Source organism: Devosia sp. P2_G7 (assembly GCF_056403495.1).
Map to the genome: position 1 here is coordinate 533800 of NZ_JBFUFI010000002.1, position 25154 is coordinate 558953.

The following is a 25154-nucleotide window of genomic DNA, read 5'->3' on the forward strand; positions in this document are numbered from 1 at the left end:
CCTTCCAGTCCCGATGTCCCGTTCCGGCCGGCGTGCCCTAGTCAAGGCCAGCCACGTCTGGGTGCTGCACAAGCAGTTGATCGTCCGCGGCATCGGCGCACTGTTGGCGCTGCTGTTCATCGTCGGTGTGTTCGAGGCGCGTGACGCGATCGGGTCGGCCGGCGTCACTGTCTATCGCTTCGTCCAGGGTGAGTTCGCCCAGGCCGGCTTCGGCATCGACGCCATCGAGATCACCGGCCAGACGCTGACCGATGATAAAGACATCATCACGCTCCTCACCGTCGGCACCGGTAATTCGACGCTGACCTTCGATGCCCAGAAGGCGCAGGCCCGGCTCGAGTGGCTGCGCGCCGTACAGTCCGCCACGGTGCGGAAGGTCTATCCGAACCGCGTCATCGTCTCGATCGTCGAGAAGGTGCCCGTGGCGCGCTGGCGTGTCGGCGACACCACGTGGCTGATCGACGATGCCGGCAAGAAGATCGGCACCGATATCAGCTCCTACACCGATCTGCCGCTGGTGATCGGGGAGGGCGCCGCCGACGATGCGGTCGCCATGGTTCGCGTGCTGGCGCGCCACGCAAAGCTCGAGGAGCAGCTCGCTGCTCTCAGCCGTATCGGCGACCGCCGCTGGGACCTGATCTATCGCAACGGCCTGCGCGTGCAACTGCCGGAAAGCGGCGTGGCGCAGGCTCTCAGCCGGCTGGAAATGTACCAGGCCGACTACGCGCTGCTCGATCGCGACGTGACGCTGATCGACCTGCGCGTGCCGGGCATCGTGACGTTGAAGCCGGGTGAACTCGCAGCCGCCGAGATCGCTGCGAACAGGAAGAACAACAAGCATACGGTCAAGGGTTCGTCGGATTACGAGACCCCGGCCGAACGCAAAGCCGAAGCCGGGGCACAGTAAGACCATGATGACCGATGCACTGACCGCGCGCCTCAAGCCGGTACAGCCGGGCCGCACCTCGCTGGTGACGGTGCTCGATATCGGCTCGACCAAGATCTGCTGCGTCATTGCCCGCCTGGTGCCGCGCGCCGAAGGCAAGTCGCTACGGGGCCGCACCCACAATGTCGAAGTCATCGGCTTCGGCTATGGCCCGTCCTCAGGCATCAAGAGCGGCGTCATCTCCGACCTCGACAAGGCCGAGCAGGCCGTCCGTACCGTCGTCGGCATTGCCGAGCGGGCGGCCGGCGTCACCGTGCAGTCGGTCATCGTCAACGTCACCGCGGGCCGTCTTGGCTCCGAGACGTTTTCGGCCGGCGTCAACCTCGGTGGCCAGGAAGTCGAGCGGGCGGATATCCAGCGTGTGCTGCGCGCCGTCAACGACCGTTCCGTTCGTCCGGAGCGCTCGATCGTCCATGCGCTGCCTATCGGGTACACGCTCGACGGCCAGAAAGGCATCAAGGATCCCAAGAACATGGTCGGCGAAAAGCTGTCGATCGATGTCGCGGTGGTCTCGGCTGAAACCCTCGCCATGCGCAACATCGAGCTGGTGCTGCATCGCTGCCATCTGCAGATCGAAGCGCTGATGGCGACTCCCTACGCGTCGGGCCTTGCCACGCTGGTCGACGACGAAAGCTCTCTGGGCGTCGCCTGCATCGACTTCGGCGGCGCCACCACCACCGTATCGGTGTTCGCTGAAGGCCAGCTCGTCTATGCCGACGCCATCGCCATCGGCGGGCATCACCTGACCCTCGACATCGCCCGCCACCTGTCGGTCGGAATCGCCGATGCAGAGCGGCTGAAGACCATGTATGGCTCGGTGCTGCCCGGCCAGGCCGACGAGCGCGACATGATCGCCATCACCCCGGTGGGCGCCACTCGCGACGAAGCGCCGGGGCAGATTCCCCGCTCGCACATCACCCGCATCATCCGTCCGCGCATCGAGGAAGTCCTTACCGCCATCAAGGACCGCATGCAGGCCACCGGCATGATGGACATCTGCGGCCGGCGATTCGTTCTCACCGGCGGCGCCAGCGAACTCACCGGCCTGCCTGAAGTGGCGCGTCGGGTGCTCGCCCGCAACGTCCGCAACGGTCGCCCGATGGGCATTTCCGGCCTGCCCGAAATGGCCAAGGGCCCTGCATTCGCTACGGTTGCGGGCATGCTCATCTACCCGCAGGTCTGCGCCCAGGAATACGTCGAGCCGCACCGCTCGGTCCGCCTGACGGGCACGGATGGCTACTTCGCCCGCGTCGGCAGTTGGCTGCGCACCAGCTTCTGAGTCTCTGCCGAGTTGCACCCTGAGGCCCGGCCGGCCTCAACTTCATGCTTAACGTAACGTAACCAAGCCGTTAGGCCGGCTTGCAAATTGCCATCACGTTAACGGTTTTGAGGGCATTGTTAGGGTCTGATTAACGAATTGGCGACTAATACTGGTCTCACACGCCACGCATGGGGCCATTCATGACCATCAACCTCACCATCCCGGACATTCAAGAATTGAAGCCGCGCATCACCGTTTTCGGTGTCGGCGGGGCTGGCGGCAACGCGGTCAATAACATGATCGCGTCGGGCCTTTCCGGAGTGGACTTCGTCTGCGCCAACACCGACGCACAGGCCCTGGCGCTTTCGAGTGCGCAGCGGATCATCCAACTGGGCGTCTCGGTTACCGAGGGTCTCGGTGCCGGTTCCCACCCGGAGGTGGGTAGGGCAGCGGCCGAAGAAAGCTACGACGAGATCAACGATCACCTCAGCGGCGCCCACATGGTGTTCATCACCGCAGGCATGGGTGGCGGCACCGGCACCGGTGCAGCCCCAGTGGTGGCGCGTGCGGCGCGCGAGCAGGGCATCCTGACTGTCGGCGTGGTGACCAAGCCCTTCCAGTTCGAAGGCAACCGGCGCTCGCGCCTTGCCGAGGACGGCATCGATGAACTGCACCGGCATGTCGATACGCTGATCGTCATCCCCAACCAGAACCTCTTCCGCGTTGCCAACGAGAAGACCACCTTTGCTGACGCCTTCAAGATGGCGGACCAGGTGCTTTACTCCGGCGTTGCCTGCATCACCGACCTGATGGTCAAGGAAGGCCTGATCAACCTCGACTTCGCCGACGTCCGCGCCGTAATGCGCGGCATGGGCAAGGCGATGATGGGTACGGGCGAAGCTTCCGGCGAGGATCGTGCACGGCATGCTGCCGAGGCAGCGATCGCCAACCCGCTGCTCGATGACGTGTCGATGCAGGGCGCCCGCGGCCTCCTCATCTCGATCACCGGCGGTCCGGATCTCACCCTCTACGAAGTCGACGAGGCGGCCAGCCGCATCCGCGAGGAAGTCGACGCCGACGCCAACATCATCCTCGGCGCCACCTTCGACCCCGATATGAGCGGCACGATCCGCGTGGCAGTCGTTGCTACCGGCACCGACGCAACGATGGTGCAGGCGCTCGAGCCGATGAAAGCCAACCCGGCGCGCGTGCCGCTGCAGGCTGCGGTGATGCGCCAGGCAATGCCGGAACGCACGGTCGTGGCGGAAGCCCAGCCGGAGCCGGAATTTGAGTCGCAGGTAGAGCAGGCGGTGGCCGAGGCCATTTCCTACGCCGAGCCGACTTACCAGGACTATCAGGAAGACGACGGCATCACGGTCGAGCCGTACATTCCGCAGGCGACGCACACTCATCTCGAAGAAGCTCCGCGACTCATCGAGGCGCCGATTCCCAGCGCTTATGTGCCCTCCAGCGCCGAACGCCCCGACGGACAGCGCCGGATGCCGCGTACCGAGGAGCTTCCGGCTGTTGCAAGGCGGTCACTGAACGAGCAAGAAAAGCAGGAAACGGAACCGCGCAACGCGCGCGCCCTGTTCAAGCGTCTGGCCTCGAATGTCGGCATTAGCCTTAAGTCGAACGAGCCGGCGCGGGCCGAGCCGACGGTCGAGCAGAGTGCTGACGATGCGGCTGCACGCAGCGCCATCGAAGCCGGAGGCGCCCGGAATGCGCGGGTTTCCGGTGGTGCCGAGGGCGCTCGCGGCAACCTCGACCAGCATGGTCGGGCACCGGCCCAGCCGGCCCAGAAAGAGCACATCGAAATCCCCGCCTTCCTCCGTAAACACGGCTGATAGCCGTAGGGGAAAGGCCCAGTACACGCCCCCGGCGCGGCTTCCGCGCCGGGTTTTTATTGTCTATGACTGCTCCCGGTTTACGTTGGGGCATGGAGTCCTAAGAGCATGCAGAAACTTTCGGCGCGGCAGCGGACTTTGGCGGAAGCGCTAGAGTTCAGCGGCTTCGGCGTCCACTCCGGCGCTCCCGTCACGCTCACCATCGAGCCCGCACTTCCCGATAGTGGCTATACGATCACCCGCCTGCTCGATGACGGTCGCCGCGTCGGTCCCGTGCCGGTGCACTTCTCGCGGGTCACCCGCACCACGCTCTGCACCACTCTAGATCTCGGCGACAGCGTCTCCGTCGCCACCGTCGAGCATGTTATTTCCGCCCTTTCGGGCATGGGCGTCGACAATGCCCACCTGATCCTCACCGGCGCCGAGTGTCCGATCCTCGATGGCAGCGCCGCGCCCTTCGTGCGGGGCATCCAGGAAGTGGGCCTGATGGTCCAGCCGGCGCCGCGCCGCTACATCAAGATCATGCGCCAGGTGCTGGTGCGCAACAACGAGGCCTCTGCAGCGCTCGAGCCATACAATGGCCGGATGCTCGACCTCGAGATCGATTTCGACAGCCGCGTCATCGGCCGCCAGCGGATGATCTTCGACTGGACGCCGCGCAAGTACTACGAGGACGTGTCGCGCGCCCGCACCTTCGGCTTCGTCCGCGATGCCAAGATTCTCCGCCAGGCCGGTTACGCGCTCGGCTCCTCGATGGAAAATTCGATCACCGTGCACGAGGATCGGATTCTCAATCCAGGCGGCCTGCGCTACGAGGACGAGTTCGTCCGCCACAAGCTGCTCGACGCCATCGGCGACCTCGCGCTCTGCGGCCTGCCGATCTATGGCCGGTTCCGTTCCTACAAGGGCGGTCACGCCCTGAACGCCCTGGTTCTGCACGGGCTCTTCGCCAGCGAGGCCAACTACGAGATCGTCACTGCCGACCAGCTGCCGGCAGCCTTCGACGCGCTCGACGACATGCCGGAAGGACTCAATGTGCAGTCCTATCTGCGTTCGGTCGGTTGATCGGCCGGCGCCACAGTTTTGATCTTTTTTGTCAGTAGTTCGCCTGCCAGTTTCAGGTGATGCGTTAAGGGATGGGGCAGGTCGTGACGATCTCTCAGCATGCAGGTTTTTCGAGCCGGTTCTCACGCTTCGTGCTGATGGGCTGCGTTGTGGTGCTGCTCGCCGGTTGCAACCTGTTTGGCCAGCCCAAGATCAAGGAAGAAGCGATCATCCCGCCCGAGACTCTGTACCAGCAGGCCCTCGACGAGATGGAGAAGCAGCGCTACGTCACCGCCGTCGCCACGCTTGAAAAGCTCGAGCGCCAGCATCCGTTCTCGGAGTTCAACGAGAAGGCGAAGCTGATGGAGGTTTACGGCAACTATCGCATCGGCAAGTTCGAGGAAGCGATTCTCGCCGCCGACCGCTACATGGCGCTCTATCCGACCTCCAAGGAAATGCCCTACGTCCTCTACCTGAAGGGCAACTCGTACTTCGGGCAGATCAAGGACATCACCCGTGACCAGCAGATCTCGAAGGATGCCATCGAGACCTACAGCCTGATCATCGCAAACTATCCGGACAGCAAGTACGCTAAGGACGCGCAAGACAAGATGGTTGTCGGCGTCGACCAGATCGCCGGCAAGGAAATGTCGGTCGGCCGCTACTATCTCGGCAACGGCAATTACCCCGCCGCGATCAACCGCTTCCGCGTGGTCGCCGAGCAGTTCCAGACCTCGACCCACATCGAAGAGGCGCTGTTCCGCCTGACCGAAGCCAACCTGGCGCTCGGCCTCGTCTCCGAGGCGCAGACTGCCGCGGCCGTGCTCGGTCACAACTATCCGCAGAGCAGCTGGTACAAGCAGGCGTTCGATCTGCTCGCCAAGCAGGGCGTCACGCCGCAGATCAACGCCAATAGCAGCCTCGCGCAGTTGAAGAAGAGCTAAGCGGGCAACAATTTTGTTGCCTGTTTGTTCCCCTTTGAGCTAGGCTGTACGGCGCAAGTTTGTTCGGCCCCGTTCGGCCGGTCGACCACCGAGGGGCCACTCCCGAATGCTCAATGCGCTTTCGGTTCGAAACATCGTCCTGATCGACCAGCTCGATCTCACGCTCGAAGACGGCCTCACCGCACTTACCGGTGAGACCGGCGCCGGCAAGTCCATCCTGCTCGACGCGCTGACGCTGGCGCTTGGTGGCCGCGGCGATGCTTCGCTGGTGCGCACAGGGGCCGAGAGCGGGCAGGTGGTGGCGGTGCTGCAGCTGCCCCGCAACCACCCGGCTCGCGAAGCGCTGCGCGAAAACGCCATCGCCGACGACGAGGATATCATCCTCCGCCGCGTCCAGCTGGCCGATGGCCGCACCCGCGCCTTCATCAACGACCAGCCGGTCTCCGCCGGGCTGCTGCAGGCGGTTGGTAAGCTGATCGTCGAAATCCACGGCCAGCACGACGACCGCGCACTGATCGACGTCGCGACTCACCGGTCCGCGCTAGATGCCTTCGGTGGCCACGAAACCCTCGCCAGCGCCGTCTGGAGCACCTACGAGGCGCTAATCGAGGCCGAGGCGGCCGTAGCCGGCCAGCGCGCCGTGATCGCCGAGGCGATGGCGCGCGAGGAATATGCCCGCCACGTCGTCACCGAGCTCGGCGAGATGCATCTGGAACCGGGCGAGGAGGAAGTCCTCGCCGAGCGCCGCCAGCGTCTGATGACACTGGAGAAGGCCGCCGAAGAGGTCCGCGACGCCGATGAGATCCTCAACGGCCCGACCGCGCCCGGGCCGGTGCTCGCCGGGCTGATGCGGCGTCTGGTGCGCAAGGCGGATGCCGGCGCGGCGGTATTCCAGCCGATCGTCGAGGCACTCGACACGGCCCTCGTGTCGCTCGATGCCACCTCGGATGCGCTCGAATTGCTGAAGCGCGACATGGCGTTCGATCCGGCCGATCTCGAAAAGGTCGAGGAGCGGCTGTTCGCGCTCCGCGCTGCCGCCCGCAAGCACCACACTACCTGCGACGGGCTGGGCGAGATACTCGCCAAGTACCAGAACGATCTCGACATGCTGCAGAGCGGGGAGACGTCGCTGAAGGCGCTGGAAGTCGCCGCCGAGGCTGCCCGCAGCGCCTATGCCGCCGCGGCAACCGCCCTCAGCAAGGCACGCGAGAAGGCGTCTGCGGCCCTCACCAAGGCCGTGGAGGCCGAACTGCCGGACCTCAAGCTCGGCGCTGCCAAGTTCATCGTCGACCGGCAGGTCGATCCCGCGCGCGTCGCTGCCTCCGGCCACGACCAGATCGCCTTCCATGTGCAGACCAACCCCGGCACCCAGGCCGGCCCGATCCTGAAAGTGGCGTCGGGCGGCGAACTCAGCCGGTTCCTGCTCGCGCTCAAAGTGGTGCTGGCCGATCGCGGCTCGGCGCCGGTGCTGATCTTTGACGAAATCGACACTGGTGTCGGCGGTGCGGTGGCCGATGCCATCGGCCGCCGGCTGGCGCGACTCGCTGGCAAGGTGCAGGTGCTCACCGTCACCCATGCGCCGCAGGTTGCGGCGCGGGCACAGAGCCACCTGTTGATCGAGAAGCAGGCGATCGAGGAGGGGGCGTTCGTTCGCACCCACGTGCGTCGCCTCGACGGTAAGGCTCGGCAGGAAGAGGTGGCGCGCATGCTGGCCGGCGCCAAGGTCACCGACGAGGCGCGCGCCGCGGCCGGGAAGTTGATTTCGGAGGTATCGTGAGCGAGGCGGAACGTGAGATCGAGAGCTTCTCCGAGGCGGAGGCCAAGGCGGAGCTCGACCGGCTGCACGAGCTGCTGAGCGAGGCCGACCGGGCCTACTTCGAGAACGACGCCCCCGAGATCACCGATGCCGAATACGACGGGCTGAAGCGCCGCTACCAGGCGTTCGAGATCGCCTTCCCACAGCTCAAGCGGCCGGACAGCCTCAGCGACAAGGTCGCCGGCGCGCCGGTCGAGGGTTTCAGCAAGGTCCGGCACGCCGTGCCGATGCTCAGCCTCGCCAAGGCCTATACCGACGAGGACGTGGTCGATTTCATCGAGCGCGGCCGCCGCTTCTTCGAGCGCGACAAGGACCTAAAGCTGGTCTTCACCGCCGAGCCCAAGATCGATGGGCTTTCGGCTTCGCTGCGCTATGAGAACGGCGTGTTCGTCCAGGGCGCCACGCGCGGCGACGGCGCTGTGGGCGAAGACATCACCGCCAATCTCCGGACCATCAAGGACATTCCGCACAAGCTCAAAGGCTCGGGCTGGCCCGCGAGTATCGAAATCCGCGGCGAGGTCTACATGACCATGGCGGAGTTCGAGGCGCTTAAGGCGCGCTCTGCTGCCGTCGGCGGGCAGGAGTACGTCAATCCCCGCAACACCGCTGCCGGCTCGCTTCGCCAGAAGGATCCGTCGATCACCGCTAGCCGCAACCTCAAGTTCTTCGCCTACGCTTGGGGAGCGACGACCGCCGAGCCGGCGCCGACGCAATATGAGGCGGTGCAGAAGTTCGGCGAATGGGGCTTTGCGATCAGCCCGCTGATGGTGCGCGCCAGTTCGATCGACGAACTGGTCGCGCAATACAGGAAGATCGAGGAACTCCGGTCCTCGCTCGGCTACGACATCGACGGCGTGGTCTACAAGGTCGACAACCTCGAGCTTCAGCGTCGCTGGGGCTTTTCGAGCGGCGAGCCGCGCTGGGCCGTGGCCCACAAGTTCGCGGCCGAACAGGCCTTCACCACCGTCCGTGCCATCGACATCCAGGTCGGCCGCACCGGCACACTCGCCCCGGTCGCTCGTCTCGCCCCGGTCGGCGTTGGCGGCGTGGTGGTGGAGAACGTTACCCTCCACAACGAGGACTACATCGCCGGCATCGACTCGACCGGCGCGCCGATCCGCGGCGACGAGCCGATCGACGTGCGCATCGGCGACACGGTGGTGATCCAGCGCGCCGGCGACGTCATCCCGCAGATCGTCCGCGTGGTACTGGAGAAACGCCCCGCCGACGCGGTGCCCTACGAGTTCCCGCACGTCTGCCCGGTCTGCGGCTCGCCCGCGACGCGCGAACTCAACGAGAAGACCGGCAAGGAAGACTCGCGTCGCCGCTGCACCGGCGAGCTGATCTGCGCCGCCCAGGCGGTCGAGCGGCTGCGTCACTTCGTGTCGCGCGGCGCGATGGATATCGAGGGGCTGGGCGCCGAGAACATCGACCTGTTCTTCAATTCCGGCCTCGTCAAAACCGCTGCCGACATCTTCACGCTGCGCGATCGCCGCCCGGAAGTGCAGCAGGCTTTTGCCGCACGGCGTGACGAGCAGGCGCGGCTCAGAGAGGAAGCCTCGGGCAAGACCCGGAAGAACGTCCGCAGCGTCGAGGACCGCAGCTTCGAAGGCCTCGAGAAGCTGTTTGCCGCCATCGATGCGCGGCGCGAGCCCGAGCTCGATCGCTTCATTTTCGCCCTCGGCATCCGCCACATCGGCGAGACCACGGCGGCGGTGCTGGCCAAGACCTTCTCGACCATCGAGGAACTGATCCGCGTCGGCAAGGAAACGGCCGCTCACGCCGACGACCCGCACTCGGTGTTCCCGTCGGTCGACGGCATTGGCGACACCGTCATCGAGGCGCTGATCGATTTCTTCGGCAACGAGCGCAACGACGACGTACTGGATGCGCTGCTGCTGCAGGTGCACCCGAAGCCGTATGTCGTCACCGTCTCGGCCACCAGCGAGGTGGCGGGCAAGACCGTCGTCTTTACCGGCAGCCTCGAAAAGCTCACCCGCGGCGAAGCCAAGGCGATGGCCGAGCGGCTGGGCGCCAAGGTGGCTGGTTCGGTGTCGAAGAACACAGACATCCTGGTGGCCGGCCCCGGTGCCGGCTCCAAGCTCAAGGATGCCGCGGCGCTCGGCATCCTTATTCTCGACGAAGATCAATGGCTTGAGTTGGCTGCCAAATAGCCCAACGCCCTGGAGGATCGGGATGCTGAGACTGGCGATTGTCGCACTCTGTGCGGCGCTTTCACTCCCGGCCCTTGCGGGCGAGGCCGGCGACATCGCGCGCAAGCATCTTTACGCCGGGACGATCGGGCAGGGGCTCACCGAGCTGAAACCCCTCTACGAGCGGCAGGACATGGAAGGGCGCTTCGGCGTCGGCCTGCTCAGCTTCATCCAGGGCGTCGAGCATTTCGCGCAGGGTCTCTACCGCCACGGCTTCGCCTCGCCCGACGCCGGCCCGATCATGGGCGCGCCGCTGGCCATGCCGGTCCCGATCAATCCGAACCCCGAGCCACTCGACTACGACAAGTTCCGCGCCATCCTGCAGCTCCTCGTCGATGACATGGATGCCGCCCGCGATGCCCTGCTCGCCGCAGGCGAGAGCGGCGACTATGTCGTGCCGGTCGAAGTGCTGAAGGTCCGCATCGATCTCGACGGCGACGATGCCGGCAGCGAGTCGGAGAGCATCGGCAACGTGCTGAATGCCATGTTCGGTGGCGTGACCGTTCCTGGCCCGTCCGAGCCCAATACTCCGGCGCCCGTCACGCCGCCCCCACCGGATTCCACCGTCGGCTTCGATCGCGCCGATGCGATCTGGCTGGCGGGCTACTCGCAGATCCTCGCGGCGCAGGCGGATTTCCTCCTCGCCCACGATTTCCGCCAGCTCTTCGACACCACCTTCCACCGGCTGTTCCCGCGCGCCGGCCTGCCGATGCAGGACTACACCACCTCCACCGGCTCGCTAATGCTCGATCCGGCCTCCGACAACGCCATCGCCGATGCGCTGGCCGCCATCCATCACCTCAACTGGCCGGTGATCGAACCCGACCGGCTGAAGCGCGTCCTGGCCCGCTTCAAGGACATCACGGCGCTGTCGCGGCGGAACTGGGAGGCCATCCTCGCCGAGACCGACGACAACCGCGAGCTGCTGCCCAGCCCCAAGCAAACGGGCATCACACCCGACGCAAAGATCACAGACGAGCAGGTGAAAGCCTGGATGGCGACGCTCGACACCGCCGACCAGGTGCTCGACGGCAAGCTGCTCATCCCGCACTGGCGCTTCCATAAGGGTTTCGACCTAAAGGCCTATTTCGAGACAGCCAAGAAGACCGACCTCGTTATGCTGATCACCGGCTACGACGCGCTGCCGTTCCTCAAGGACGGCCCCATCGCCAGCGCCGAGTCGTTCCGCGCCGCCAACGAGGTCTTCGGCGACGCCCTGATCGGCTACGCCTTCTGGTTCAACTGAGGGGTTCATGATGCGCCTATTGATCGCCGTTGCCGCGCTGGTGCTGCTGGGGCAGCCGGCGCTCGCCCAGTCCTCCACCGATGCCCGCGCGGCAGTTGAAGCGGTGTATGCGGTCTATGGGCCGGCGCAGATCTACCCTGATGACCCGCGCCCCTTTCGCTCTGAGCGCCTCAACTCGCTCTACGACAAGGATGCCGCGGAAGCGAACGGCGAGATTGGCCGAATCGATTTCGATCCGTTCGTGAACGGCCAAGACTTCCAGCTCGATAAGCTAGAGGTCGGAGAAGCTTACTATGCCGGTGGCAGGGCTGTGGTCAGGGTCACGTTCGAGAACATGGGCACTCCCAATGAACTCGGCTTCCTGCTGGTCAACGAGGACGGCTGGAAGGTCGACGACGTCTGGGGCGGCAGCGCCGACTACAGCTACGACCTGCTCGATATCCTGCAGGCGCCGCTGCCATGATTGCGGCACGGCGCAGCCCTTAATGCGCCCAAACCGCTTGCTAGCCCGAGACCATCGAAATCGGGCACGACGGGGCGGTCATGCGGCGCATCATTGCAAGTCTTTTGCTGATCCTCGGCTTCACGGGCGCATCGAGTGCCTATGACAGTCCGAAGTCGCTGGTGGAGGCGATCTACCAGCCCTACAGCGCCGGCCAGAAGCACGAGGATGGGCTCGAGAAGTTCTACTCGCTGCGCCTCAAGGACCTCTATGCCGCCAACCTCGAGCGCCAGAGCGTCGACCAGAAGGGCGCCGCCGTCGATCCCGATGCGCCCGACATGCTGGCGTTCGATCCGTTCATCGAGGGTCAGAACTCGCTGCTGATGGACGTCGTCATCGGCGAGCCGGTGATCACCGGCGATCGCGCCGTCTCCGCTGTCAGCTTCCACAACTTCGACCACCTGAGCCTCATCAGCGTCGCCATGGTGCGCGAAGCCGATGGGTGGAAGGTCGATGATGTGGCGTCCCTCGCCGGCAGCCAGAACTGGTTGCTGTCCTGGCTGCTGCAATACGATCCGTTCGGCGTGAACTAGATCTCCCGCGTGGCCTCCTTCAGCCACCCCTTGACCTCGCCCTTCAGTAGCGGCCCGATCTCCTTGAACACGCGCTTGTGGTAGGCGTTGAGCCAGGCCTTTTCGGGCCCGGTCAGCTGCTTTTCGTCGATCAGCCGCAGGTCGATCGGCACCAGCGTCAGCGTCTCGAACTCGAGGAACTTGCCCTCGCCGAGTTCACTCTCCTGCACCACCAGCAGGTTCTCGACGCGGATGCCGTAAGCGCCCGCCTTGTAGTAGCCCGGCTCGTTCGAGGTGATCATCCCCGCTTCGAAAGGCACTGAGTAGCGGCTCGATATGCCGATCGGACCTTCATGCACCGAGAGGAAGGCGCCGACGCCATGGCCGGTGCCGTGGTTGTAGTTGATGCCATCCTCCCACAGGAACTGCCGGGCCAGCACGTCGATCTGGCTGCCGTTGGTGCCCTTGGGGAACCGCACCATCGAGATCGCCATCATGCCGCGCAGCACGCGGGTGAAGCGGTCCTTCTGCTCGGCCGTCGCCTTGCCCGTGAACATGGTGCGGGTGATGTCCGTCGTCCCCGACAGATACTGCGCGCCCGAATCCACCAGCATCAGCTCGCCCTGCTTCAGCTGCCGGTTAGTCTTCTCGTCGACGCGATAGTGGATCACGGCGCCGTTGGAGCCCGCCCCCGAGATGGTGTCGAAGCTGATGTCGACGAGGCTCGATTCCTCGCGCCGAAAGCTCTCCAGCGCCGTCGCGATGCCGATCTCGTCGAGTTTGCCCGTCGGCGCCTCCTGGTCGAACCAGTGGAGGAACTTCGCCATCGCCACGCCGTCGAGCTTATGCGCCTCGCGCATGCCGGCGAGCTCGGCGTCGTTCTTCTTCGCCTTGGGCAGCAGCACCGGATCGCGCTTTTCGACCAGCGTGGCCTCGCTGACGCCGCTGATCGCCTGCACCACGGCTACCGGCACCGTCGCCGGGTCGAGCATCACGCGCTTATCGCCGGCGCCGAGCTTGCGCAGCGCCGCGACCATGGTCTTCACGTCGGCGACCTTCGCCAACCCTTCCAGCCCCTGCCGGAGTTCGGGGGTGATCTTGTCCTTGTCGAAGAACAGGGTCGGCATACCGGACTTCGGCACCAGCGCGAAGCACAGCACCACCGGCACGTTGGGCACGTCGCGGCCGCGCAGGTTGAACAGCCAGTTGATCGATTCCGGCACCGTCAGCACGAGTGCATCGGCACTGTCCTCGCCCATGCTGGCGCGAATCTCGGCCAGCTTGTCCGGCGCGGTCTTGCCGGCGCGGTTGTGGCCGAGGAACTCGATCGGCGCGTTCGGCGGGGCAGGGCGGTCCTTCCAGGTGCGGTCGATCAGGTTGGACACCGGCACCAGCGTCGCCTTGCCGGCGAGCTTTTTTTCGAGGTCGGCGATCTCGCTGGGGGTATGCAGCCACGGGTCGAACCCGAGCTTGCCGCCCTTGGGCACGAACTCGGCGATCTTGGGCGAATGTCCGCCCTGCGCCGCTTCCAGCACGGTGATGAGCTTAGTGTCGGTCTGCGCCGGCGCCTGGAGCGTGTAGCGGCCATCGACGAACAGCGCCGCCTTGCGGCTGCCGATGATGGCGAGGCCTGCCGAACCGGTGAAGCTGGTCACATAGGCCAGCCGCGCCTCGCCCGCCGGCACCGACTCGCCGCGATGCGCATCGGTGCGCGGCACGAGGAACGCATCGATCCCCGCCTCGCGCATCTCAGCCCGCAGCGCCTTGAGGCGCGGGGCGACGGTCTTGGGGTCGGTGCGGCTGTCGAAGGTCTGGTAGACGGTCGGGGCGAAGGCGCTGTCGGTCATGATGAATTTGCCGGGAAAAGGAATGGCGCGGACCCTAACAGAGCCAATTGCAGTTCCCAAGCCGCGGTTCGCGTTCATTCCCGGTTCAGCGGTGGGCAGGCATTGGATCGCCGGGGCTCTTAAGGAGCATCGACATGAACGAACGAAAGACCCTGTTCCGCCGCGTCTTCGAATCGATGATGGAAGGCCGCACGCAAGCCGCGCAACGCTACATCACCGAGTACCTGAAGGCGCACAAGCCGGCTTTCGACCAGCGGATCTGAGCGATTCATCCGTTGTTAAGGCGCCCTGCATCTTTGGCATGGCTGCCTTTCGCAACAAGGACTTACAGAACCGATCGGTCCGGACTATCTACAAACCGTGGCAGAATGGCCACTTGAGAAGGAACCGGGAGAACACGATGCCCGAGAGCAAGAACGATTTCCGCAAGGCGCTCGGCAGCGTCATCGAAGCGCGGGGCCGCGAGGCCACCCGTAGCGTCGGTCGCAGCCGCGAGCACCTGCTGCTCGGCGCGCTCACCAAGCGCCCGAACTAAAACCGACGCGCGTTAGCGCGGGGTTTGGACTATCCGTTTTGACGAGTCCCCGGATCGCATGGTCCGGGGACTTTGCTTTGCTCGGAATATCGTTGGCAGACGGCCAGCGGCGGATCAAACCCGCTCCAGCACCAGCGTCGTCCATTCCTTCTTCACGATGCGCTGCCGCAGCACGAGTCCTTGCCGCGAATACGCAGTGATCACCCGGTTCGCCTGGGTATTCAGAATCCCCGAGAGGATCACCGTAGCGCCCATGCCCGCCACCTTCCGCATCCCCGGCGCCAGCGCCACCAGCGGTCCGGCGAGGATGTTGGCGACGATCATGTCGTATGGCGCGCTGGCGGCGATCTGCCGATGCTCCAGGCCCGTCGCCTCGATGGCGATGATGTAGCGGCCGACGCCATTGTCGCGCGCGTTCTCCACCGTGGTCGTCACGGCGATTGGGTCGATATCGCTCGCCAGAACCGGCAGGCGGGTGCGTTTGGCCAGCGCAATCGCCAGGACGCCGGTGCCGGTGCCCACGTCCAGCATCGAGCGGAAGCGCTTGCGCTTCAGCGCCTTGTCGATGGCTTCGAGACAGCCCGTGGTCGTCTCATGATGTCCGGTGCCGAAGGCCTGCGCCGCGTCGATGCGGATGGCGGTGAGGCCTGACGGGGCAGGGTGCTCCTCGTGGCTGCCGTGCACATAGAAGCCGCCGGCGACCACCGGCTGCAGCCCCTCGAGCGACTTCGCCACCCAGTTGACGGTCGGGTCGATCGCCTCCACCGCAAAGCTCACATCGCCGCCCAGCGTTTCGCGGGCAATGGCGTTGAACGCCTCGAGGTCGGGCTCACTGGTGCACGTCGCCTCGAACACCCACTCCCCGCTGTCCGCGTCCTCGTGCGCCGAGGCGGTCACCGCGATGTCCTCGCGCGCCATCACGGCGTCGACCAGCGCATAGGCCTGGTCCTTGGTGAGCGGAGTGGAGAGTTGCGAGAGCGTCATGGGAATGTCCTGTTCGCCGCTGTTTCGGGGCAGCGGCGCCGTAAGTCAATGGCTGGCAGCCGTCAGCCTTAAGCAGCCGCTTCCGCGCGATCCAGCGATAGCGTCGCCCAGACCGGAAGATGGTCCGAGCCGGTGCGAGCCAGTGCCGATTGGTGCACGCCCGCTGCTTCCAGCCGGAAGTCGCGGCTGGTGATGATGCGGTCGAGCTGCAGCATCGGGCGGCGGGAATGGAAGCTCGGCCCGAGCGGGATCACGTCGTGGTGCCGGCCGAACGCCAGCAGGCACTTGCCATCCTCGGCCCACTGGTTGAGATCGCCCATGATCACGGTGGGCATGTGCTCCTCGAGCTTTTCGAGGTGCGCCACGATGGCGTCGGCCTGCTTCATACGCGAGTTGCCGAGCAGACCCAGGTGCATGCCGACGACGCGCATGGCGATGCCGCCGATGATTACGTCGGCCATCACGGCGCCGCGCGGCTCGAACGCCGGCAGTTCGATGCGCTGCGGGTTGCGCACCTCTATGCCCTTCTTCACCAGCAGCACGTTGCCGTGCCAGCCAAGGCTCTGCTCGCGGATGCCGAAGCGCACCGGCATGTAGTTGGTGAAGTCGACGATCAGGTCGGGGGAGATCGTCGTCGCGCGCTCGCCGAACCGGCGGTCCACTTCCTGCAGCGCGACGATGTCGGCATCGACCTCGGCGAGGATCTTCATGATGCGCTCGGGCTGGCGGCGCCGGTCGGTGCCGATGCTCTTCCTGATATTGTATGAGGCGAACTTGACCATTTGGACCGGGGACTGGGGCCTACAGGATGGGTGAGAACAGGCGGGCGGCCTGCGAGATGAAGCGCGGGATCGGGTGCCGCTTCAGCACCTCCTCCTTGGTCACCTGCCGGCAGTTGGCAAAATCGGCTTCCAGCATCTTTTCCACGGCTCCGATGACGTTGCTGTCGGGCATCCACACCGTCATCTCGAAATTGATGGCGAACGAGCGATTGTCGAAGTTCACCGTGCCAACGGTGGCGATCTTGTCATCCATCAGCAGCACCTTCTGGTGCAGGAACCCCTTCTCGTAACGGTAGATGGCGATATCGTGTTCCACCATGGCGTCGGCATGGGCATTGCTCGCAAGCCAGACCAGCATGTGGTCGGGCTTGGCCGGCAGCATGATGCGGACGTCGACGCCGCGCAGGATCGCCGCATAGAGCGCGGTGCGCATGTCGGTGTCCGGCACGAAATACGGGCTCACCACCCATAGCCGCTTCTGCGCCTGGCCAATGACGTCGACGAAGGCGATGGCGCAGGCCTCGAGCTTGTCGGCGGGCCCGGTTGCCATCACCAGTGCCGAAACGTCACCGGGCTCCTCCACCGGGTTCGGCAACGGCACTTCCAGCACTTCGCCGGTGGCCCAGAGCCAGTCTTCCTGGAAGATCAGCGCCACGGACGAAGCAGCCGGTCCTTCCAGCTTGAGCTGGGTATCGCGCCAGGCACCGTAGCGGGTGTCCTCGCCGAGATACTCGACGCCGATATTGGCCCCGCCGGTCCACGCGACCTTGCCGTCCACCACCACGGATTTGCGGTGGTTGCGGTAGTTGATCCGCATGGGTCCGAACAGCCTGAGGAACTTGTGGCGGTGGTTGAAGCCGTAGATCCTTACGCCCCCGGCCCACAGCCGGTCCTTGTACTCCCTGGACAGTCCGCTGCTGCCGACGTCGTCGTACAGCATGTAGACTGCTACGCCTTTCCTGACGCTTTCCAGCAGGGCCGCGGCCAGCCGTTGACCCAACGGGTCGGCCCTGAGGATGTAGAACTGGACGAAGATGTAGGTCTTGGCCGCCGCGATCCCCTCGAAGATCGACTCGAAGGTCGCGTCGCCGTCGACCAGCAGTTCAGCCTTGTTGCCCGCGAGGAACGGCATGCCGGCAGCGCGACGCTGCACCGGCCATTGAGCGCCCGCCTCGCGATCGATCACGGCAAGATCCTCGCTGCGGATCAGGCGCGAGGCGCGCACCTGCATGCGGGTCTGGGCGTAACTGTCGAAGTGCTTCCAGCCGAACACCAGATAGATGATGGTGGTGGGGAACGGCAGGAACGCCAGCGACACCAGCCACGCGATCGAGCCCTGCGAGGTCCGCGACACGCTGATCTCGCGCACCGCGCAAATCAGCGCGATGGCATACAGGCCCGCCAGCACCATCGCGATGATGGGGATGCTCTCGACAACGGTCTCGACCGCTTCGGTCATGTCGGTCATAGGCGCCCCACGATCGAGCTAAGACTAAAATCCAACGCCGTTCGGATAGCCAGTCCTCTTCGCCACGCGATCAACTGTTGCACGCCACGGCGAAGCTCGCGAATGTAGCGGGCGGATCGTTATCGTCCGCTTTCCCGCCGTTCGAAAGATTTGCCCTCGTGTCGACGCTCATGCCCACGCCCCCCGATAACGCCATGGCGGGGATTGGGTTCAAGCTCAGTTCGGTGTGCGTGTTCCTGGGCATGTCGAGCCTCATCAAGGCCTCCGACGATATCCCGGCCGGGGAGCTGGTGTTCTTTCGCTCGTTCTTCGCCATCCTGCCGATCCTCGTCTATCTCATCGCCCGCGGCGAGCTCGGTGTCGGACTGAAGACCCGTCACCCGGTCAGCCATCTGTGGCGCGGCCTCGTTGGCACCGGCGGCATGGCCTTCGGCTTTTATGCGCTGACCCAGCTGCCGCTGCCCGAAGCGATCGCCATCAGTTACGCGACACCGCTGCTGATCGTGGTGTTCAGCGCGGTGTTCTACCACGAGGTGGTGCGGCTCTATCGCTGGAGTGCGGTGCTGGTCGGCCTCGTCGGCGTCATCATCATCATCTGGCCGCGCCTCACGGTGTTCTCGGGCGGGCTCGAGAACATGAGCAGTGCCACACTCGGCGCCGTCTCGGCGCTGATCGCCGCCTGCTTTGCCGCGACCGCCATGATGCTGGTGCGCAAGCTCGTCCAGACCGAGCGCTCCGCCACCATCGTGCTCTATTTCTCGATCGCTTCGTCGATCATCGGCCTCTGCTCGATGCCCTTCGGCTGGCTGATGCCGACCCCAGAGCAGTTCGCGCTGCTGGTCGGCGCCGGCATCTTCGGCGGCATCGGCCAGATCCTCCTCACCGAGTCCTACCGCCACGCCGACATGTCGGTGGTCGCCCCCTTCGAATATGCCTCGCTGATCCTCTCGGTGATCATCGGCTACATCTTCTTCAAGGACATCCCGACGATCGAGATGCTGGTCGGCGGCCTGATCGTCGTCGGCTCGGGCCTGTTCATCATCTACCGCGAGCACAAGCTGGGGATCGAACGGAGGAAGGCCGGGGAAGTCAGTCCGCCACAATGAGGATCGAAGCCCCAATGGACACTGCCACCCTCGACCGGTTCATCGTTCTCGCCAAGCGCCAGACTTACGTCGGCGGCGGCGCGAAGGTCGCCTCGAGCCGCACCGGCTCGCACGACCTCACCTTCGCCGATGGCGATTGGTCCTATCGCGACAGCTATTTCGGCGGCACCGATTTTCTCGGACAGGAAACCGTCTGGTTACGCGACGAGCCGGTCTGGGCGATGAACTACTATGGCTACATCCTGCGCCCGGACCTCATCGACGCCCACCGTGCTGGGGCCACCATCAAGTCGGCGCTTTCGGCCATGTACGCCGAGGGCCGCTTCCTCGGCGGCTTCGAATGGACCGGACCACACGGCACCTACCATGACAGCTCGACCGGCGATGCCGCGCACTTTCACGGACGCGAGGTGATCGAGGTCGGCGGCGTGGAGGCCTACGTGCTGGACTACTTTGGCGGCCTGGTGCGGCCCTAGTCGTTCACGGGGCGGGGGAGGTCAGTCCGCCGCAGTGAATTTCGGCGACGTTGCGCTACGATCGGCCGCAAGGAGAGTCTCAATGTACCACGCCATCGTCCGACGGGTGATCAGGTCCTTGTTCGACGCCGTAAACCGCGGCGACTCGCAGCCGGTGCTCAATGCCTTCGCTCCGCAGTTCGAGCACGTCTTTCTCGGCGGCAGCGCACTCGGAGGACGGCGAACCTCAATTGAGAGCACGAAAGCCTGGTACGGCCGACTCTATCGCCTCATGCCGGACATCCACTTCGACATCGACAGCATCGCGGTCACCGGGACGCCCTGGAACACGCAGGCGGTCGTCAGGTGGCGCGAGCGCAACTCGGGAACGGATGGTGTCGTGACGACGAATGCGGGCATCCACGCAGTGCACATCAGGTGGGGCAAGATGACCAGCCTGGTAATCTGCCCCGACACCGTGCTGGTCATCGCCACGCTCGACCGCCTTGCCGCGACCGGCGTGAGCGAGGCCCATGCCGCGATGATCGAAGGATAGCGCCCTACGGCTTCTGCACGAAGCTCTCGAGCACCTTCTTCCGCCCGGCCTTCTCGAACTCGATCGTCAGCTTGTTGCCCTCGATCTGCTCGATGCGGCCGTAGCCGAACTTCAGATGGAACACCCGCTCGCCGACCGAATAGGCCGAGCCGCGGCCGTCGTCGACCGAGCGGGCGACGAGGTCGCCGTCGATGGTGAGCGGGCCGGCCGACTTGCGGGATGAGGCCTGCGCCCGGGCACGCTGCCAGCCGGGCGTCTCGTAGACCGAGTCAAACGGGTCGCGGGTGTCGAAGCGGCCCCCACCCGAGCGTCCGCCATAGCCATAGCCGCCATAGGCCGAGCCGGTGTCCTTCACCTCGACGGCCGCCGCCGGCAGTTCGTCGAGGAAGCGCGACGGGATCGCCGCCTGCCACAGCCCGTGCGTCAGCCGGTTCTGCGCCACCGAAACACGCAAGCGCTTCCGGGCGCGGGTCAGCCCGACATAGGCGAGCCGGCGCTCTTCCTCGAGCCCGGCGCGGCCGAGTTCGTCGAGGGTACGCTGGCTGGGGAACAGTCCTTCCTCCCAGCCCGGGAGGAACACCGTGTTGAACTCCAGCCCCTTGGCCGAGTGCAGCGTCATGATCGAAACCGCGTCGTCGGCCTCGCCGGTGTCGCGGTCCATGACCAGCGAGACGTGCTCGAGGAAGCCGCCGAGCGAGTCGAACTCGCCCATGGAGTTCACCAGCTCCTTCAAATTCTCGAGCCGGCCCTCGGATTCGGCGGATTTGTCGTTCTGCCACATCTCGGTGTAGCCCGACTCGTCGAGGACCTGCTGAGCCAGCGCGACGTGCGGCGGGTCTTTGCGCACGGGCGACCCTGGACCGGCCTCGATCTCGTCATCCGAAGAAATCGCCCGGGCGCGTTGCCCCCAATCGTCGAACTGGTCCATCAGTTGCCGCAGCGTCGTGCGCTGCTTGGGCTTCAGCTCCTCGGTCTGCACCAGCATCCGTACCGCCGCGACCAGCGAAGTGCCCTGCCGCCGGGCCGCGTCGTAGAGGATCTGGAGGGTCGAATCCCCCAGCCCGCGCTTGGGCGTGTTGACGATGCGCTCGAAGGCGAGATCGTCCGTCGGGTTGAACACCAGCCTGAGGTAGGCCAGCGCATCGCGGATTTCCTTGCGCTCATAGAACCGCGGGCCGCCGATGACCCGGTAGTTGAGCCCCAGCGTGATGAACCGCTCTTCGAAAGCGCGCATCTGGTGCGAGGCGCGCACCAGGATCGCCATCGAGTTCAGCTCCTCGCCTTGGCGCTGCAACTGCTCGATCTCCTCGCCGACCTGCCGGGCTTCCTCGTCGGAATCCCACACCGAGGTGACCATCACCAATTCGCCCGGCTCGCCGACGTCGGTCTGCAGGGTCTTGCCCAGCCGGCTCTCATTGTTGGCGATGAGGTGCGAGGCGGCCGCGAGAATGTTCGAGGTCGAGCGGTAGTTGCGCTCCAGCCGGATCACCTTGGCGCCCGGAAAGTCCTTCTCGAAGCGCAGGATGTTGTCCACCTCGGCGCCGCGCCAGCCGTAGATCGACTGGTCGTCATCGCCCACCACGCAGAGGTTGGCCTCCGGCGCGGGCTTCCCCTGTGCCAGCAGCCGCAGCCACAAATACTGCGCGACGTTCGAATCCTGATACTCGTCGACGAGGATGTACTTGAAGCGCCGATGGTATTCGGCCAGCACATCCGGGTTCTCGCGGAACAGCTTGATGCACAGCAGCAGCAGGTCGCCGAAGTCGGTGGCGTTCAGCGTCGCCAGCCGGTTCTGGTACTGCTGGTAAAGGTCCGGTATCCGGCCATTGGCGAAGGCCGAGCGATCGGCCATCGACACGTCGGCCGGCAGCAGGCCCCGGTTCTTCCAGTTGTCCATCATCCCGGCGAATTGCTTGGCCGGCCAGCGCTTCTCGTCGATATTGGCCGCTTCCAGCAGCTGCTTGATCAGCCGGATCTGGTCGTCGGTATCGAGAATGGTGAAATCCGAGCGCAGCCCCACCAGCTCGGCATGCCGCCGCAGCAGCCGGGCGCCGATCGAATGGAAGGTGCCGAGCCACGGCATGCCCTCGACGCCTTCACCGACCAGCTTGCCAATGCGCTCCTTCATCTCGCGCGCCGCCTTGTTGGTGAAGGTCACCGACAGGATCTCGGAGGGCCAGGCCTTCTTCGAGTTCAGGATATGCGCGATGCGCGTCGTCAACACCCGCGTCTTGCCGGTGCCGGCGCCCGCGAGCACCAGCAGCGGACCCTCGGTGGTCAGCACAGCGTCGCGCTGCTCCTCGTTGAGGCCCTTCAGGTAATCGGGCGCGCCCGCTCCCCGGCCGAATTGGCTGGTGATCGACCCGGCAGCAGGCCGGTCGAGGCGATGCGGTTCGGCTGGCATATGGGAATGACGAATCCTGTTTCGTTCTCGTTTGCGAATATAGGGAGTGACGCACCCGATGTATATGCGCGGGGGCCCGTCACAGTTCTGTCATGGCACCGTCACGTGGCCGTAGTCCGGCGTGCCTAAGCCGAAGCCCTGAATTTCAGGGGACGCCAAAAATGCATTTCAAACCCATTCTCCTTGGCCTGACGGTCGGCCTGCTCGCCACGTCCGCCTATGCCGCGCCGGTGTTCAACCGCATCGCCAGCTTCCCGGTCGAACTGAACAACCCCGAGGCCAAGGCGACCTCGGCGGAAATCGTCACCGCGTCGGAAGACGGCATGACGCTGGTCTATTCCGACAGCCCGGCCGGTGGCATCGGCTTCGTCGACATCACCGACCCCAAGGCCCCGAAGGCCGCCGGCTTCCTCGCCCTCGACGGCGAACCCACCTCGGTGACCATCGTCGGGACCAAGGTCTACGCCGCGGTCAATACCTCGGAGAGCAAGGCCAATCCGTCGGGCAAGCTGGTCGTCGTCGACCTCGCCACCAAGGCCATCGAGGCCACCGTCGATCTCGGTGGCCAGCCTGATTCAATCACTCACAATGCCGCCGGCACGCTGCTCGCCATCGCCATCGAGAATGAGCGCGACGAGGAAGTGAACGACGGCGACATACCGCAACTGCCCGCCGGCTATCTCGTCGTCCTGTCGATCACCGGTGGCGCCCTCGATCCGGAGAGCCTCGAGAAGGTCGATCTCACCGGCATCGCGGCTGTGGCCGGCGATGATGCGGAGCCGGAATTCGTCGCCATCAACGGCCTCGACGAGATCGCGCTGACGCTGCAGGAAAACAACGAGATCGTCATCATCGACGGCAGGACCGGCACGGTGAGGTCGCACTTCTCGGCCGGCACCGTCAGCCTCGAAGGCATCGACACCAAGAAGGACGGCGCCCTCAAGTTCACCGGCAAGATGGAAGACGTCGCCCGTGAGCCCGACGCCGTGAAATGGCTCGATGACAACCGCCTGGTCGTCGCCAACGAGGGCGACTGGAAGGGTGGCTCGCGCAGCTTCACCATCTTCAACAAGGACGGCACCGTCGCCTACGAGAGCGGCCCGTCCATGGAACTCGAGGCGGCTCGCCTCGGCCATTATCCGGAAGCGCGCAACAAGAAGGGCGTCGAGCCTGAGGGTATCGATGCAGCGACCTTCGGCGAGGACAAGCTGTTCTTCGTTGCGCAGGAGCGCTCCTCGCTGGTTGCCATCTACAAGGACACCGGCGCCGAGCCGGAATACCTGCAGTCGCTGCCGTCGGGCATCTCCCCGGAAGGCCTCGTCGCCATCCCATCGCGTAACCTCCTGGCTACGGCTAACGAGGTCGACCTGCGCGCCGACGGCCTCGCTGGTTCGCATGTCATGCTCTATGAGCGAGCCGAAGGCGAAGCTGCCTATCCGCAGTTGATCTCCGATCTCGATGCCGACGGTCACCCGATCGGCTGGGCCGCCATCTCGGGCGCCGTCGCCGATGCTGAAAAGCCCGGCATCCTCTACGCCGTGAGCGATAGCGTGCTGTCCGCTGCCCCGGCGATCTACGAGATCGACGCCACCGCCAAGCCGGCCAGGATCGTCAAGAAGACCATCATCACCCGTGGCGGCGACGCAGCGCAGAAGCTCGACCTCGAAGGCATCACCCTCGATGGCGAGGGCGGCTTCTGGGTGGCCTCGGAAGGCCGCAGCGACAAGCTGACACCGCATGCGCTCTACCACGTCGATGCCGAGGGCAAGATCGCTGAGGAAGTGGCGTTCCCCGAAAAGGTGCTACCGAGCGAGATCCGCTACGGCTCGGAAGGCGTCACCAAGGTCGGCGACACCCTCTGGGTCGCCATCCAGCGCGAGTGGAAGGACGATCCGGCGGGGCAGGTGAAGCTGCTCGGCTATAACCTCAAGGACAAGGCCTGGTCGGCCGTCCGCTACCCGCTCGAAGCCCCGGCCGATGGCGCCTGGAACGGCGTCTCCGAGATCACTGCGCACGGCGACTACGTCTACATCATCGAGCGCGACAACCAGATCGCCGAGAAGGCCAAGCTGAAGAAGCTCTACCGTGTCCCCGTCTCGGCCCTCGTCGGCGCCGAAATCGGCGGCGAGTTGCCGGTCGTCAGCAAGGAGGGAGTCCGCGACCTGATCCCGGACCTCGCCCTGAGCAACGGCTACGTGGTCGACAAGGTCGAGAGCTTCGCCATCGATGCAGCCGGCACCGGCTTCGTCATCACCGACAACGACGGCGTCGCCGACTCCTCGGGCGAGACCCTGTTCTGGTCCGTCGGCACCATCGAATAACCGAACAAGCCTCCTGCTCGCGGGGCTTAGGGGCCGGTTCCGAAAGGACCGGCCCCGCTTGCTTTTGGGTGGAACACCCACCCGCCACCGAGGTTGGCTCGATGGTCCCCCAAACTCGATGCGGCACCTCCCCCTCTGACGGGGGAGGATGGGAGGGGGTGAGCGGAGCCACAATCGCGAGGCCGGGCAAGGCGTTGCGAGAATCTTGCGCCGAGCTATCCCCCCACTCCCCACCCATGCGATTCTCCCCCCGTCCGCTGCACCGAAGCGAGATCATGACGAGTGGTTGGTGCGGTGGAGACCGGGTGGGCTGCGGGTCGCTGCAGTTCAGGCGGAAACCATCACGGCAAGGACCGGTTCGCCGG

21 protein-coding genes are annotated in these 25154 nt (G+C 65.2%); 16 read left to right on the top strand and 5 right to left on the bottom strand.

Features of this window, described 5'->3' with window-relative positions:
* The first annotated feature begins 13 nt into the window (after positions 1-13).
* From AC1DWU_RS05885 to AC1DWU_RS05930, 10 genes are all read left to right on the top strand, one after another.
* Positions 14-907, top strand: a complete 894-nt coding sequence (locus AC1DWU_RS05885; RefSeq protein WP_477149031.1) for a cell division protein FtsQ/DivIB — start codon at positions 14-16, stop codon at positions 905-907.
* A 4-nt stretch (positions 908-911) separates the two neighbouring features.
* A complete protein-coding gene (ftsA, locus tag AC1DWU_RS05890) occupies positions 912-2225 on the top strand; it encodes a cell division protein FtsA (protein ID WP_477149032.1) in 1314 nt (437 codons plus the stop codon).
* A gap of 182 nt (positions 2226-2407) precedes the next feature.
* Complete coding sequence (gene ftsZ / locus AC1DWU_RS05895) at positions 2408-4054, top strand: cell division protein FtsZ (RefSeq protein ID WP_477149033.1); 1647 nt, start codon at positions 2408-2410, stop codon at positions 4052-4054.
* 108 nt (positions 4055-4162) lie between these two features.
* A complete protein-coding gene (gene lpxC, locus AC1DWU_RS05900; protein ID WP_477149034.1) occupies positions 4163-5119 on the top strand; it encodes a UDP-3-O-acyl-N-acetylglucosamine deacetylase in 957 nt (318 codons plus the stop codon).
* An 83-nt stretch (positions 5120-5202) separates the two neighbouring features.
* On the top strand, positions 5203-6042 hold the full coding sequence (locus AC1DWU_RS05905; RefSeq protein ID WP_477149035.1) for an outer membrane protein assembly factor BamD: 840 nt from the start codon (positions 5203-5205) through the stop codon (positions 6040-6042).
* A 106-nt stretch (positions 6043-6148) separates the two neighbouring features.
* Complete coding sequence (recN, locus tag AC1DWU_RS05910; RefSeq protein ID WP_477149036.1) at positions 6149-7819, top strand: DNA repair protein RecN; 1671 nt, start codon at positions 6149-6151, stop codon at positions 7817-7819.
* Positions 7816-10032, top strand: a complete 2217-nt coding sequence (gene ligA / locus AC1DWU_RS05915) for an NAD-dependent DNA ligase LigA (protein ID WP_477149037.1) — start codon at positions 7816-7818, stop codon at positions 10030-10032. Before recN ends, ligA begins: the two co-directional genes overlap by 4 nt.
* A 22-nt stretch (positions 10033-10054) precedes the next feature.
* Positions 10055-11317, top strand: a complete 1263-nt coding sequence (locus AC1DWU_RS05920) for a hypothetical protein (RefSeq protein WP_477149038.1) — start codon at positions 10055-10057, stop codon at positions 11315-11317.
* Between the two features lie 7 nt (positions 11318-11324).
* Positions 11325-11780 carry a DUF3828 domain-containing protein gene (locus AC1DWU_RS05925; RefSeq protein ID WP_477149039.1) on the top strand — a complete coding sequence of 152 codons (456 nt, stop codon included), beginning with the start codon at positions 11325-11327 and terminating at the stop codon, positions 11778-11780.
* Between the two features lie 80 nt (positions 11781-11860).
* Entirely contained in the window at positions 11861-12352 is a 492-nt protein-coding gene (locus AC1DWU_RS05930) for a hypothetical protein (protein WP_477149040.1), read from the top strand.
* Here the strand turns inward: AC1DWU_RS05930 and AC1DWU_RS05935 are convergent.
* The gene (locus AC1DWU_RS05935) at positions 12349-14178 is read right to left on the bottom strand and encodes an aminopeptidase P family protein (protein WP_477149041.1); all 1830 of its coding nucleotides are present in this window, start codon (positions 14176-14178) and stop codon (positions 12349-12351) included. The two genes, AC1DWU_RS05930 and AC1DWU_RS05935, sit on opposite strands and share 4 nt — an antisense overlap.
* A 134-nt stretch (positions 14179-14312) precedes the next feature.
* On the opposite strand from AC1DWU_RS05935, the gene AC1DWU_RS05940 reads away from it, so the two are divergent.
* Complete coding sequence (locus AC1DWU_RS05940) at positions 14313-14441, top strand: hypothetical protein (RefSeq protein WP_477149042.1); 129 nt, start codon at positions 14313-14315, stop codon at positions 14439-14441.
* A 137-nt stretch (positions 14442-14578) separates the two neighbouring features.
* Entirely contained in the window at positions 14579-14713 is a 135-nt protein-coding gene (locus tag AC1DWU_RS05945) for a hypothetical protein (protein ID WP_257720968.1), read from the top strand.
* Between the two features lie 114 nt (positions 14714-14827).
* Here AC1DWU_RS05945 and AC1DWU_RS05950 read toward each other — a convergent pair whose 3' ends face one another.
* From AC1DWU_RS05950 to cls, 3 genes are all read right to left on the bottom strand, one after another.
* Entirely contained in the window at positions 14828-15697 is an 870-nt protein-coding gene (locus AC1DWU_RS05950; RefSeq protein ID WP_477149043.1) for a 50S ribosomal protein L11 methyltransferase, read from the bottom strand.
* A gap of 68 nt (positions 15698-15765) precedes the next feature.
* The gene (locus AC1DWU_RS05955) at positions 15766-16479 is read right to left on the bottom strand and encodes an endonuclease/exonuclease/phosphatase family protein (RefSeq protein WP_477149044.1); all 714 of its coding nucleotides are present in this window, start codon (positions 16477-16479) and stop codon (positions 15766-15768) included.
* Between the two features lie 19 nt (positions 16480-16498).
* Complete coding sequence (cls, locus tag AC1DWU_RS05960; RefSeq protein ID WP_477149045.1) at positions 16499-17947, bottom strand: cardiolipin synthase; 1449 nt, start codon at positions 17945-17947, stop codon at positions 16499-16501.
* A 170-nt stretch (positions 17948-18117) separates the two neighbouring features.
* On the opposite strand from cls, the gene AC1DWU_RS05965 reads away from it, so the two are divergent.
* The 3 genes from AC1DWU_RS05965 (at position 18118) to AC1DWU_RS05975 (ending at position 20064) form a co-directional block, all read left to right on the top strand.
* On the top strand, positions 18118-19053 hold the full coding sequence (locus tag AC1DWU_RS05965; protein ID WP_477149070.1) for a DMT family transporter: 936 nt from the start codon (positions 18118-18120) through the stop codon (positions 19051-19053).
* A gap of 14 nt (positions 19054-19067) precedes the next feature.
* Entirely contained in the window at positions 19068-19529 is a 462-nt protein-coding gene (locus tag AC1DWU_RS05970) for a DUF5680 domain-containing protein (RefSeq protein ID WP_477149046.1), read from the top strand.
* Between the two features lie 82 nt (positions 19530-19611).
* Positions 19612-20064 (top strand): nuclear transport factor 2 family protein, encoded by a 453-nt coding sequence (locus AC1DWU_RS05975; protein WP_477149047.1) that lies wholly within the window; start codon positions 19612-19614, stop codon positions 20062-20064.
* A 4-nt stretch (positions 20065-20068) separates the two neighbouring features.
* Here AC1DWU_RS05975 and AC1DWU_RS05980 read toward each other — a convergent pair whose 3' ends face one another.
* Entirely contained in the window at positions 20069-22468 is a 2400-nt protein-coding gene (locus AC1DWU_RS05980; RefSeq protein ID WP_477149048.1) for an ATP-dependent helicase, read from the bottom strand.
* A 161-nt stretch (positions 22469-22629) separates the two neighbouring features.
* Between AC1DWU_RS05980 and AC1DWU_RS05985 the strand changes: the two genes are divergently transcribed.
* Positions 22630-24789: an esterase-like activity of phytase family protein gene (locus tag AC1DWU_RS05985; RefSeq protein ID WP_477149049.1), complete on the top strand. Its 2160-nt coding sequence runs from the start codon at positions 22630-22632 to the stop codon at positions 24787-24789.
* Positions 24790-25154 lie beyond the last annotated feature (365 nt).